Raw genomic sequence first — 13,660 nt, forward strand, 5'->3', positions numbered from 1 at the left:
TACTTAACATACTGGTTGTTTTGTTCAGTTTTCAAAGATCAATTTTTGTTAGCGACAATTATTAATATTATCAAAATCTATCAAAAATGTCAATAACTTTTTTGTTTTGTTTCGCTGTTTTGCTCGCTCCTGTTAAAGCGACAATTTCTATAATATCACACTCACAAACAGAAAGTCAATAACTTTTTTGTTTTGTTTGCTAATAAAGTGAAATGTGTTTTGTTTTGTCGTTTTCAGCAACGTTTTATAATATAGCACACAGAAAATAAGGTGTCAACATAAATATTGAAGTTTTATAGATAGAGAAATATACTGTAACAACCTTTCCTCTAAGCTAAATATTATACGCATGTTTTAATGAATATATATAAAGAGCACTTCCGTTTAAGAAATGCTCTTCTTTCTTTTTACTTATTACGCATTTGCGGAAATAGTAATACATCACGAATAGATGGAGAATTAGTTAAAAGCATTACTAATCTATCAATACCGATACCTAAACCACCAGTAGGAGGTAATCCATATTCTAATGCTTCAAGGAAATCCTCATCCATTTCATGTGCTTCCTCATTTCCCTGTTCTTTTTCTTTCACTTGAGCTTCGAAACGCTCTCTCTGATCTACTGGATCATTTAATTCGGAAAAGGCATTCGCATGCTCACGTCCAACGATAAATAATTCGAATCGATCTGTAAAACGGTCATCCTCCTTATTCTTCTTAGCTAACGGAGAGATTTCAACTGGATGGCCGTATACAAATGTTGGTTGAATTAGTTTTTCTTCTACTTTTTGTTCAAAAAACTCATTAACAATATGACCATAACTCATATTATCCTCTACTTCAACATCATGTTCTTTAGCTAAAGCTTGTGCTTCGTCATCAGACATCTGCTTCCAAAAGTCTACACCGGTGTGCTCTTTGATAGCATCTACCATATGAAGTCTTGTCCACTTAGGTTCTAAATTCAATTCAACGTCCCCGTAAGTAATAGTCGTTGACCCTATGACCTCTTCTGCAATATGAGCCACCATATTTTCAACTAGCTCCATAATATCATGATAGTCAGCATAGGCTTCGTATAACTCAATCATGGTGAATTCAGGATTATGTCTTGTAGATACTCCTTCGTTGCGAAATACTCTCCCTATTTCATAAACTTTTTCCATTCCACCTACGATTAATCTTTTCAAATGAAGTTCAATCGCTATACGCATATATAAAGGTATATCCAGCGCATTATGATGTGTAATAAAAGGACGTGCCGAAGCTCCACCTGCTATTCCATGCATCATTGGAGTCTCTACTTCTAAGAATCCACGTTCATCTAAATAACGACGCATTGATTGAATAATTTTACTGCGAGTCATAAATGTTTCTTTACTATCTGGATTTGTAATTAAATCTAAGTAACGTTGACGATATCGTTGTTCCACATCTTTTAATCCATGGAATTTTTCAGGCAGTGGTCGTAATGACTTTGTCAACATAGTGAAATTGTTCGCTTTTACCGAAAGCTCTCCTACCTTTGTTTTAAATACCGTTCCCGTTACGCCAACGATATCGCCCAGATCCGCAGATTTAAACAATTCATAAGCTTCTTCCCCAATCATATCTTTACGTACATATAATTGAATTTGCCCACTCAGATCTTGAATATGAGAAAATCCTGCTTTCCCTTTTCCTCGCTTTGTCATAATACGGCCAGCAACTGTTGTTTCTACAGCGATTTCTTCCAATTCTTCTTTAGAGTAATGGTCGTACTTTTCTCTTAATTCTTCTGACAAATGTGTGCGAACATATTTATCTCCAAAAGGGTCTACGCCTTTTTCTCGATACGTCTCCATCTTTTCTAGGCGCACACGCATCTGCTCATTTAATTCTTCGCTCATTTTTTTCACCTCGATATAATTGATAAAATAGCACTTTTTATTATAAAAATAACCGTTCTTCTTTTATATCAAAAAACTGCCAGCAACTTACTGGCAGTAATCAAGTTCATGAATAGTATAGAAAAGGAAACCATCAATGTCAATGTTAACCTACTCTTAACTTTAGCAATATACTAGGAAACTTCCATTTTTGCTTCTAATTGCTCGATATAGTCGAATAATAACTCCTCAAGTTCTACTTTTGTATCAATTTGGTTTATTTGATTACGAACTTTTCCATTTCCTCGCAAACCTTTTAAATACCATGCAGCATGCTTCATCATTTCCATAACTGCTACTTTTTCACCCTTTAATTTTAACAGCCTGTCTGCGTGAAGCATGCATACTTTTACTTTCTCTGCAGGGCTTGGTGTGCTTCTTTTTGAATATTTATATCATCTATATTTCACATAGCGTAAACCTCCTTACAAATCTTTTTGTTTAGGTTCTAATTCTTCAAGAGATATACCCAAGTGTTCTACTATGGCATCTAGCTGCTCTTTCATTGGTGTACGCTCTCCACGCTCTATTTCTCCTAACTGCGTAACAGAGACTCCAAGTTCACGAGCAAACGCTACTTGAGTATATCCCTTGAGCTTTCTAAAAGCCTTTATTCTTCTCCCCCATTGGTTTCTTTCCATTTGACGACCCCTTCTTTTTCTTCTGCAGGTAGCTTTTCTATAAGAGTAGAGACATCACTCTCTACATGAGATAAATACAATTGACCGTATATTTCTTGTAATGGGATTAAAACAAATGCACGTTTCTGCATATGTGGGTGTGGTAATATTAATCGATCTGTTTCTATATTTTCTTGATTATATAATAAAATGTCAAGGTCTAATGTCCTTGGACCCCATTTTATCTCACGCCTTCTCCCTTGCCGCCGCTCTACTTCTTGGCAAATATCTAATAATTGTTGAGGAGTTAAATTGGTTTGAATTTCTATAACCATATTTAGAAATCGATTCTGCTGCGTGTAGCCAACTGGTTCTGTTTCATAGATAGAAGATTGGCGTCCGACATCAATTTCAGCTTTGGTCTCTAATTGCTGTATAGCTTCCATTAAATGCTGTGAGCGCGGTTCTATATTAGAACCTAACGCTATATAGGCTTTGTTCATATACTACTTCTCTCCCTATATATTTCCACAGCAACTGACCGATAGTGTCCCGGTATTGGAGGATCAGGTTTATATACCTTTACACGACAAGCTTGTAAAGAAGGAAAATTTTGAAACAATTCCTTTGCGATCTTAGATGCAACTGCTTCTATTAGCTGTTTGGACGGTCCCTCGACTATGTCCTTTATCACATGATACACTGCTCCATAGTCAATGGAAGCATCCATTTGATCCGTTTCTCCCGCTTCACTTAAGTCTAATTCCAAGGTGAGGTCCACATAATAACGTTGCCCTAGTTTTTTCTCTTCTGCGAACAGCCCATGATATCCATAAAAAGCCATTTGCTCCAAAACAATTTTATCCATTTTATTGATCTCCCTTTTCCATTAGACAGTCCATCATTTTTGTCATACGATAAGTCATTTCAACATTATGAACCCTTACCACTTCAACGCCTTTCATGAGACCATAACAAACAGTTGCCCCTGTTCCTTCATCTCTTAGGTCCACAGGCAAATCCAACGTTAATCCAATAAAAGATTTACGGGAAGTACCAAGTAATATTGGATAACCTAAGCTTTTTATTTTGTCTAATCTTCTCATAACATTTAAATTATCCTCATATGTTTTCGCAAATCCTACCCCCGGATCTAAAATGATATGTTCATGTTTTACACCAGCAGCTAATGCAATATCTACGCTTTCTTGCAGATCTTTGATCACATCATCGATTAACGATTGATATTCCTTATTATCTCTATTGTGCATTAATATAATAGGTGCATCATATTGAGCAGCAACTTTAGCGATTTCGGGTTCTTTTTTAGCTCCCCAAATATCGTTAATAATGGACGCTCCTGCTTCTAGTGCTGCTTTAGCAACAGCGGCTTTGGAAGTATCTATTGAAATGGGAACGGATAGATGTTTAGATAATTCTTTTATTACGGGCTTTATTCTGTCTATTTCCTCAGCTTCTGGTACCGGTTCGTGCCCTGGCCTTGTTGATTCACCACCAACATCTATAATATGTGCGCCTTGCGCTTGCATTTGTTGAGCTTGTTGAATCGCTTTTTCGATTGTTGTATAGTTTCCTCCATCTGAAAAGGAATCTGGTGTTACATTTAAAATCCCCATCACTAATGTTTGATCATGATAATAATAATTCTTCACTTTTGTTTTGAGCCATTGACTCATTACTGTTCACCCTCTTAAAAAGTTTCTATCTTAGTATAGCACAGGAGTTGTTTAATATAAAAAAGCGATCACCTGATAAGTAGTGATCGCTTTTATGTAACTAGCTTGTGGTGTTTTTTATTATTCTTCGTCGAATTGGTATAATGGAGTTGATAAATAACGTTCCCCATTACTAGGGATAACTGCAAGTACTTTTTTCCCTTTACCAAGTTTACTCGCTACTTGTTTAGCAGCATAGATAGCGGCACCTGATGATACTCCTCCAAGTACACCGTCTTTACGAGCAGCCTCTCTCGCTGTCTCATATGCTTGATCATTAGAAACTGCAATAACTTCGTCGTACACATCTGTATTTAAAACTTCTGGAACAAAGCCTGCACCAATTCCTTGAATCTTGTGAGGACCTGGCTTTCCTCCTGATAAAATAGCTGAATCAGTCGGCTCTACTGCATAAAGCTTGATATCTTTAAAGTGATCCTTCAACACTTTACCAGCACCTGTAATCGTTCCACCTGTTCCTATACCTGAAACAAACGCATCTAATTGATCGCCCATTTGTTCGACAATCTCTTTACCTGTTGTGCGTGCGTGAACATCAGGGTTTGCTTGGTTATTAAATTGTTGAGGCATGAAATACCCGTTTTCTTCTTGTAGTTCTGTTGCCTTTTTAATCGCACCTTTCATTCCTTCAGCACCTGGAGTTAAAACTAATTCTGCTCCATACGCACGAAGTAGGTTACGACGTTCCATACTCATTGTATCCGGCATTACTAAGATAGCACGATATCCTTTAATAGCTGCAACCAACGCTAAACCAATGCCTGTGTTACCACTAGTTGGTTCAATGATGGTATCGCCTTCTTTTAATTCCCCTTGTTCTTCCGCTGCTTCAATCATTGCCAATGCAATACGGTCTTTAACAGAGCTTCCAGGATTCATAAATTCAAGTTTTAAGTAAATTTCTGCACCTTCTGGATCCACTGTACGGTTCAATTTAACAATTGGAGTGTTTCCGATTAATTCTGCGATATTTTGAGCAACTTTCATCCTATTTCCTCCTCAATCCCAAGTATTTTTATTGGTATTATAAACAATTTACACGACATAAGGCTGTATTGTCAACCCATAAGTTGGAAAACGCTTCATTAAATTACTTTTAAAGTACGCCACATCCCCCTTTAGCTCGGAAATCCCTTTCTTAACCTTATAAGAAAATCAGAGCATAAACCGCACGGTCCTTAATGATTTTTCTAACATGCATAAATTTCGTAGCAGAACCAAACTGCGAAATAGTGAAAATTTGACTTGGTGTAGATTCCTTCCATTCTAATTTGAGATGCGTGCTATCATTCGCTCCGGCAGAATACTACGCTTTCCGTGGGCTCGGCTTCAGCTAACTTGGTAAAGAAAAGCCCTTTACCAAGTGGATCTTCAGCTCTCGCTGTCCCACAGGAGTCTCCGTATTCTGCCTTCGCTAATAAAGAAGTTCTACCTTCTGGAAGAATAGATCCATAAGAATTCATTTCTTTATTCAATCAGAACTCCACACAAAGCGGAGGCAAGATACGTAGACTCCTGCGGAAACAACACGTGTCCGAAGACCCCGCAGCGAGGGACGAGCGAGGAGGCTGAGGCCGTGTCCGCGGAAAGCGAAGTATCTTGCCGAAGCGATTCTTTGCACTCAGCTTCGGAAGTATGGTAGAAAGTCATACTAAATTTATTGCGTAGTGTATGGATTTTGCGCACTATTTTTATACTTTCTGTTATAAAGAACAAAAAGGGATATGTGTTCACATATCCCTTATTTTTTCGTTTTTAATTTTTTGAGTTCATCAATGGAAAAAGTGTAAGTTTCATTACAAAAATGGCAGGAAGCATGGGCGCCATGGTCTTCTCGAATCATAGCATCAATTTCTTCGTTGCCTAAACCAGAAATAGCTGTTGCCAACCGCTCTTTAGAACACGGACATGTAAAACCAACAGGCAACTTCTCATGAATCTTCACATTTTCTTCTAATAGAAGATGCAATATCTCTTCAGGTGTTTTACCATCCTGTACCAGTTGGGAGATAGGCGGAATTTTATTTATGCGTGTTTCAATTTTGCCTATTGTTTCTTCCGAAGCTCCTGGCATCATTTGAATAATAAATCCACCAGCTGCTAGAATAGAATGATCCGGATTCACCAGCACTCCAGCCCCAACTGCAGATGGTACTTGCTCCGAATTCGCTAAATAATACGTAAAATCCTCACTTACTTCACCAGACACAATCGGCACTTGACCGGTAAAATGATTTTTTAGCCCCAAGTCTTTAACTACGCTTAATGTACCGTCTGTCCCTACCGCTCTTTTAACATCTAATTTTCCATGTTCATTGGACTCAAAATCTACATGGGGTTGTGTTAAATAACCACGCACTTCACCTTTCGCATTGGCGTCAGCAATGATGGCTCCAGTAGGGCCATTCCCTTCTATTTTAACCGTTAATTTATCTTCTCCCTTTAGCATAGCACCCATCATAGCCGTTATAGTGATCGTTCTACCCAATGCAGCAGATGCTGTTGCCCAAGTATCTTGTCTTTGTCGAGCTTCCTCTACCGTATCAGTTGATGTAATCGCATATGCTCGAACATTTCCTTCATAGGCTGTCGCCTTTAATAAATAATCACTCACTTTACACCGTTCCTTTCTCTTAAAAATTTTCCTCATTTCGTCTATAAATTTCGTATAACCCTTTTAACGTCAAATATGGATCCACTATATCTATAGTCGAAGAATCTTTCGCTATTAATGTTGCTAAACCACCCGTTGCGATTACCTGAGGTGTGTCATTCATCTCTTGTTTAATACGATAAACTACTTCATCAACTTGCCCTACATAACCATAATATACCCCAGACTGCATCGCGCCTACTGTGGATGCACCTAACACTTGATCAGGCTTTTTTAATTCGATCTTCGGTAATTTTGCCGCATTCATATACAAAGCTTCTAAAGAAATATTAATACCTGGGGTGATCACTCCACCCACATATTCTTTCGTTTCATTGATATAACAATAAGTAGTTGCTGTACCAAAATCAATGATAATCGCTGGCGCTCTGTATTCTTTTATGACCCCTACAGCATTAACAATCCTGTCCGCTCCTAATTCTTTCGGGTTCGGATATTTCATTTTTAAGTGAGGATTTACCTTCTCATCCCCAATAACCATTGGTTTACAATGAAAATATTTATCAGCCATACGCTGAAATGCAAAAAGAATGGGAGGAACTACAGACGAAATAATCAACCCATCGATGTCTGAAAAATGCAGATCTTCATGGGCCAGCAATGACTTAATAAACATCGCATACTCATCTTCTGTTTTATTTTTATCTGTTTGCATTCTCCACTGGTATTTTAGTTTATCCTCTGCAAAGACCCCTAATACAGTATTTGTATTCCCAACATCTAATACAAAAATCATTTTATGCACCGCACTTTACTATTTAGAGTTTACTTCATTTCATATTGTATCGATAGTATGACATATATCGCAAGTTAATTGTATGATGAATGAAAAAGCAGCTTCTCTTCGATTCGAGAAGCTGCTTTTTTTATTGCTTATTCCTTTTTGTCGTCTTCTTCTTTTGGCTTATCTTGATCCTGTGACTGGATGTTTACTCGTACATCCTTTTCCGTAGTCTGTTCCCCTTTTTTAGCGGAAGAGCCTGTACCATCTTGCTCGGATACTACCGGATCTGGCAACTCACCTTTATCGATAAGGGACTTAATTTGCGCTGCATCCAGCGTTTCTACCTCTAGTAATGTTTTAGCTACTAATTCTAACTTATCTTTATTATCTGTTAAAATCTGTTTTGCTCGATCATAGCAGCTCTGAATAAATTCTTGCACTTCTTGGTCTATTTCATATGCAATAGCATCACTATAATTTTGCTCTTGTTGCATATCTCTACCTAAGAATACTTGTCCACCGCTGCTGCCAAACTGTAATGGACCAATTTTTTCACTCATACCATATTCCATGACCATCTTACGAGCGATGCCTGTAGCGCGTTGGAAGTCATTATGTGCGCCAGTACTCACTTCACCAAAGATAATCTCTTCTGCTACACGACCACCTAACAAGCCAGTGATTTTATCTAACAATTCCGGTTTTGTCATAAAGTAACGGTCTTCGCGAGGTAACATAACAGCGTAACCACCTGCTTGCCCACGTGGTACAATCGTTACCTTATGTACCATATCTGCATCATCTAGTACCATACCGATAATGGTATGTCCACTCTCGTGATATGCCACAATATTTCTTTCCTTGTCTGATATAACGCGACTTTTCTTAGCAGGTCCAGCAATGACACGATCGATAGCTTCATCGACATCTTCCATGCCTATTTTTTCTTTATCATGTCTTGCCGCAACTAACGCTGCTTCATTAAGCAAGTTTTCTAAATCTGCACCTGAGAAACCTGGAGTTCGCATGGCAATTGTTTTTATTTCTACATCGTCTGCTAAAGGCTTATTTCTTGCATGAACTTTCAATACATCTTGACGACCTTTTAAATCTGGTCTATCCACTGTAATTTGACGGTCAAAACGACCTGGACGCAACAATGCAGGGTCTAAAATGTCTGGTCGGTTTGTCGCAGCGATAATGATAATTCCTTCATTTTCACCGAAACCATCCATTTCGACAAGCAATTGGTTTAAGGTTTGTTCACGTTCATCGTGCCCGCCACCAACACCTGCTCCACGTTGTCTACCTACAGCATCGATCTCATCTATAAAAATAATACATGGTGCATTTTTCTTTGCATTTTCAAATAAGTCACGTACACGTGACGCACCAACACCAACAAACATTTCCACAAAGTCTGAACCACTTATAGAAAAGAACGGAACACCGGCTTCACCAGCAACTGCTCGTGCAAGCAATGTTTTACCTGTACCAGGAGGTCCTACTAAAAGCACCCCTTTAGGTATCTTAGCACCGATAGCAGAGAACTTTCTTGGATCTTTCAAGAAGTCGACCACTTCTACTAGCTCTTGCTTTTCTTCATCAGCACCAGCCACATCTCTAAATCGTACCTTCTTCTTATCTTCACTGTACATTTTCGCCTTACTTTTACCGAAGTTCATGACACGACTGCCGCCGCCTTGCGCTTGGTTGAGTAAGAAGAAAAATAAGATGAATATAATCACAAATGGAATCATGGTTGTTAAGAATGTAACCCATCCACTTGGTTGTTCTTCTTCATCGACAGATAATATCCCTTGATCGGAAGCTATTTCCGTCACTTCCTCAACAATCGTTGGATTATCAGGAATATTTGTCACAAAAGCTGGGTTGTCCCCTGTTGCTAATTCACCAGAAATACGCATTACTCCATTAGAGGGGCGCATCTCCATGTCCTGAATTTCATTATTTTGCAATGCTTGCATAAATTCATTTACTTTAAATTCTTCAGCCTGGTTATTTTGGCTGCTAAATACTGATATGATCCCTATAACAACAAGGAATATTAAAAAGTACAGGATCACATTACGTATTATCCGATTCATTGCCTACCTCCTCCCGAAACGAGAAAACTATAGTAAATAGTACCATATTGAAATAGTTTATTACAACTAATATAACTATTATTTACGATATGTATGTGAAAAGTCCTGTCATTATTTCTTAATATGACAACTTTATTCATCCCCACCGTAAACTTCTGGCTTTAACACACCAATATATGGAAGATTCCGATATTTTTCTTGATAATCAAGTCCATAACCAACAACAAATTTATTAGGTACTTTAAATCCGACAACATCTGCTTTTATATCCACTGTTCTACCTTCAGGTTTATCAAGCAGCGTCACAATTTTAATCGAATTTGCCCCTCTATATTTAAATAAATCGACTAGATAGCTTAGGGTTAATCCACTGTCAATAATATCTTCCACAATTAAAATATCTCTTCCTTCTACTTTTGTGTCTAAGTCCTTAACGATTTTTACTTCTCCAGATGAACGCATTTCATTCCCATAACTGGATACGTCCATAAAATCCATTTCTAAATGTGTACGAATATTTCGTAAAATATCGGACATAAATGGTAGTGCTCCTTTTAAAACACCAATTGCAAGCGGAAATCTACCTTCATATTCATCCGTTAATTGATCACCTAATTCCTTGCATTTTGATTGGATATCTTCTGCAGAAATTAAAATTTCTTTTATTTCGTTATGCATTCCTATGCCTCCTGGTCCGTTTGTTCTTGATATTCAATACATACGAATTTTTGTGAATGCTTTGGGGTCATTATCTCTGCTTTTCGCAAGCCAATAACCCAAAGAATCGTTTGATCTTTTGCTACTAGAAGCGGCCAGTGATCTCTTTTATATAAGGGAATTTTCTCATCAATAAATAGATTTTTTATTTTTTTGCTGCCACCTAACCCTTTTATATTGATTCGGTCCCCAGGTTTTCGGGCTCTAACACTTAGCGGGAATAACTCTGCTCTCTCTAAGGGAACTTGCAAAGAGCTTGAATCCTCACTACAAGCATTTGTCGTAATCCAAGTTTTAATAAGATCTCCATTTGTCAGTGTTGTGACACCAGGAACTGTTATATGCTTTTCTTCCAATGAAGCATGTACCATATTGCTTTCAAAGAAAAAAATAAAGTCATCGTAGTTTTTCATTGCTTTTAATGAACTTGGAAAATCTATTTTGACATTTGCCTTATCTTGATGCAACAATGCAAAAAAATCTTCTTCATGCTTTATAGACAAACCTTCTGGAACCTTATCATATAGATATCCTAATATTAGATGAAAGGCTCTCCTTTGTAAAGCAATCGGGTGTTTGACGAAAGAGGATATAGAAAATGTAACAGTCCTATTTACAGAAGAAATGGTGACAAGTCGCTGAATTAATTTTTTTGATTCTTCTACTAAGTATTTTTCATCCTCTGTGACACGCTCCGTTAAATGCTGAACATGCCTATGTACACTGGGACTTTTCTCTTTTAATAATGGTAAAATATGATTTCTGTAAAAATTCCTTGTGTAATCATCTGATTGATTTGTGGGGTCTTCTCGAAAAGAAATCTCATACATGTGACAATATTCATAAATAGTATCTTTAGCGATACACAAAAAAGGACGAATGATTTCTCCTTTTGCAAGACATCTTTTCACGGGAATCCCTTTTAATAACGAAGGATTGGTATGTTGGGCTATTCGCATCATGACCGTTTCTACTTGGTCATCTCCATGATGAGCTAAGGCCAAATAATCAGCTTGGTAGTCGCTCATTAACCGCTCAAACAGAAGGTAGCGTAGGTTTCGCGCAGCTAATTGTGTACCTGCCTGTGATTGCCTTTTATATGCTTTTACATCTACCTGCTCACCTACAAATTCTATGTCAAGGGTTTCGCATAGCTCTTTCACGAAGCAAACATCCTGCTCTGATTCCTTTCCCCTTAAGCCGTGATCAATGGTTATTGCAATCAAACGAAGCTGCCAAGATTTACGAATAGAATGCAAATAATGAAGTAATAAAGTAGAATCTGCTCCACCAGATACTCCAATAATAACCGTTGCCCCATTATGCAAGAGCCGATGCCTTCTAATAAATGGCATCACATTATCATTTAAATCCTCAAAGACCACTAACCACCACCCCGCAAAAGTACCATTTACACTATTTTAACATATTATGAGTTAACTTTAATCATTATGATAAGAATATCGTAACATAAAGATAAACGGCACCACTAACAGAAAGTACACTCAGCATTTCTAATAGTGGATAGTAACTCTCCTCATCGCTATTGTTTAAAGTTCTATATGAAGAGCGCTTCTTGTCTCGTTGTTGATAATAATAAGTTAATAGATACTGCTTTACTTCTATTGCTTCTTTCACATGACCCAGAATTATCCCCTGTAATAATTTTCGAAATGGAGCAGGCTGTACTGCCTGATTTATTTTTTGCATTAATGTCCGCTTTGGATTATTACCTCTATTAAAGCCATTTGGATAATAGATTCTTAGCACAACCATAACAAGTGCAAATAAATCATAACCGGGGTCTGCTTTCCTTTCTCCCATTTTCCAATAAGCTCGATCATAAAATTCTGTATATTCTTTGATAGATCGTCCTTGCAAAGTCGTTCCACCAACGTCCACCCACCTTAAACGGATGGGATTTCTCGAAACAATTAAATTATCCAGCTTTAAATCACCAAATACATACCCTTGTTGATGCAAGAGATGTAAGTCTTTTGTAAAGCCAATTAATAAAGAAACAATCCATTCATCACCATTTCTTCTTATAAAACTCTCCAGCCTTTCACCAGAAATATATTCCATGACATAAAAAGCATACATATAACCATTTGATGCCTGATAGTCATCGACATCGATTAAGGCAGGTCCAAGGTTATCTCCTTGAACCTTTTGAAACGTTTTTAAGACATTGACTTCACTAGTAATCGATGTGCTTTGTTTACTTACTTTTAGTGCTACCTGCTTTTGTTCACATACACATAAATAAACAGTCCCTATAGCCCCTCTCCCGAGCTCTCGCACAATTTGATAACTTTTGTGATGCCACTTCCCTGTAATCTTTTGTCCCTTTCTAAGTTGAATATCAGGCTTCTTCAATGTCTCGGAAATCATTTCTCATGAATCTCCTTTTTAATGTCTTTTTACCAAATTGATACATAGCTTCCTTTAATGCGGGACCTGTAGGTGTAACACCACCACTTGCAAGTTTGGAAAAAATAGAGGTAATAGAGTCGAGCTGTGCTGTCCAATCAACTAATTGTTCTAACGGCTTCTTCTTACCTGGAAATTGGTAAATGGAGAAGCGATTACGGCCTATTCTTGCATTCATGCTCATGGATAAATCCATTAATGCCTCTTGCACCATTGGCAGCTTATTGCCCATACTAGCACTTGTATCAACCAATACTAAAACCTCTATGTCACAAGTTTCCCCTAAGTCATCTACCACCTCCATTACTTCTCCACGTTGTTCCGGAGGTAATTCCTCTAAAGATTGCTGATCACCTAATATTTGTTTAAGCTCTTTATTAACAACACCTTGTAATGTTTCATTCATCGCCTGCTTTGTAACAGTTTGTACCGTTTGAGACAAGGCTTGCTTATAAACTATTTGACTTACTCCTAATCCACAGTTTGCAATATCTTCTACCTCTTGCAGGCCGCTTGGCTGTTCTGTTTGATCATCTTCTAATATACCAATAACATTTACAGTAATCCCTTGTTCTGCGACCATTGTTGCAACATGGGCGGGGTTTTCTCCTTGATTGGAGCACCCATCGGTGATTAATAAAATTTGCTTTAACGTACCTGTTTTCATCGTGATATTCCTCCCGTTCATTAACTCTCACT

The 13,660-nt window shown here is 37.7% G+C and carries 13 protein-coding genes and 1 pseudogene; all 14 read right to left on the bottom strand.

Features of this window, described 5'->3' with window-relative positions:
* Positions 1 to 407 precede the first annotated feature (407 nt).
* The 14 genes and pseudogenes from lysS to GHD00_RS16940 all read right to left on the bottom strand — a co-directional run bounded on the left by lysS (position 408) and on the right by GHD00_RS16940 (position 13,628).
* On the bottom strand, positions 408 to 1,889 hold the full coding sequence (lysS, locus tag GHD00_RS16875; protein WP_163539337.1) for a lysine--tRNA ligase: 1,482 nt from the start codon (positions 1,887 to 1,889) through the stop codon (positions 408 to 410).
* A 173-nt stretch (positions 1,890 to 2,062) separates the two neighbouring features.
* Positions 2,063 to 2,299: pseudogene (locus tag GHD00_RS16880) on the bottom strand (tRNA-dihydrouridine synthase); the annotation flags it as partial.
* Between the two features lie 54 nt (positions 2,300 to 2,353).
* The gene (locus GHD00_RS16885) at positions 2,354 to 2,569 is read right to left on the bottom strand and encodes a helix-turn-helix domain-containing protein (protein ID WP_163539339.1); all 216 of its coding nucleotides are present in this window, start codon (positions 2,567 to 2,569) and stop codon (positions 2,354 to 2,356) included.
* Positions 2,539 to 3,051 carry a 2-amino-4-hydroxy-6-hydroxymethyldihydropteridine diphosphokinase gene (gene folK, locus GHD00_RS16890; RefSeq protein ID WP_163539340.1) on the bottom strand — a complete coding sequence of 171 codons (513 nt, stop codon included), beginning with the start codon at positions 3,049 to 3,051 and terminating at the stop codon, positions 2,539 to 2,541. Before folK ends, GHD00_RS16885 begins: the two co-directional genes overlap by 31 nt.
* Entirely contained in the window at positions 3,048 to 3,416 is a 369-nt protein-coding gene (gene folB / locus GHD00_RS16895) for a dihydroneopterin aldolase (protein ID WP_163539341.1), read from the bottom strand. The genes folK and folB overlap by 4 nt, the downstream gene beginning before the upstream one ends.
* Position 3,417: 1 nt before the next feature.
* Entirely contained in the window at positions 3,418 to 4,245 is an 828-nt protein-coding gene (gene folP, locus GHD00_RS16900) for a dihydropteroate synthase (RefSeq protein WP_163539342.1), read from the bottom strand.
* A gap of 120 nt (positions 4,246 to 4,365) precedes the next feature.
* Entirely contained in the window at positions 4,366 to 5,292 is a 927-nt protein-coding gene (cysK, locus tag GHD00_RS16905) for a cysteine synthase A (RefSeq protein WP_163539343.1), read from the bottom strand.
* A 754-nt stretch (positions 5,293 to 6,046) separates the two neighbouring features.
* Positions 6,047 to 6,919 (bottom strand): Hsp33 family molecular chaperone HslO, encoded by an 873-nt coding sequence (hslO, locus tag GHD00_RS16910; protein WP_276208289.1) that lies wholly within the window; start codon positions 6,917 to 6,919, stop codon positions 6,047 to 6,049.
* A gap of 19 nt (positions 6,920 to 6,938) precedes the next feature.
* Positions 6,939 to 7,715: a type III pantothenate kinase gene (locus GHD00_RS16915; RefSeq protein ID WP_163539345.1), complete on the bottom strand. Its 777-nt coding sequence runs from the start codon at positions 7,713 to 7,715 to the stop codon at positions 6,939 to 6,941.
* A gap of 137 nt (positions 7,716 to 7,852) precedes the next feature.
* Complete coding sequence (ftsH, locus tag GHD00_RS16920) at positions 7,853 to 9,811, bottom strand: ATP-dependent zinc metalloprotease FtsH (protein WP_163539346.1); 1,959 nt, start codon at positions 9,809 to 9,811, stop codon at positions 7,853 to 7,855.
* 132 nt (positions 9,812 to 9,943) lie between these two features.
* On the bottom strand, positions 9,944 to 10,489 hold the full coding sequence (gene hpt / locus GHD00_RS16925) for a hypoxanthine phosphoribosyltransferase (RefSeq protein ID WP_163539347.1): 546 nt from the start codon (positions 10,487 to 10,489) through the stop codon (positions 9,944 to 9,946).
* Between the two features lie 2 nt (positions 10,490 to 10,491).
* Positions 10,492 to 11,913 carry a tRNA lysidine(34) synthetase TilS gene (gene tilS, locus GHD00_RS16930; protein ID WP_163539348.1) on the bottom strand — a complete coding sequence of 474 codons (1,422 nt, stop codon included), beginning with the start codon at positions 11,911 to 11,913 and terminating at the stop codon, positions 10,492 to 10,494.
* Between the two features lie 64 nt (positions 11,914 to 11,977).
* Complete coding sequence (locus GHD00_RS16935; RefSeq protein WP_163539349.1) at positions 11,978 to 12,922, bottom strand: protein kinase domain-containing protein; 945 nt, start codon at positions 12,920 to 12,922, stop codon at positions 11,978 to 11,980.
* Positions 12,894 to 13,628 (bottom strand): VWA domain-containing protein, encoded by a 735-nt coding sequence (locus tag GHD00_RS16940; protein ID WP_163539350.1) that lies wholly within the window; start codon positions 13,626 to 13,628, stop codon positions 12,894 to 12,896. The genes GHD00_RS16935 and GHD00_RS16940 overlap by 29 nt, the downstream gene beginning before the upstream one ends.
* Positions 13,629 to 13,660: the final 32 nt, after the last annotated feature.

This window comes from Gracilibacillus sp. YIM 98692 (genome assembly GCF_010993965.1).
GTDB lineage: Bacteria > Bacillota > Bacilli > Bacillales > Amphibacillaceae > Gracilibacillus.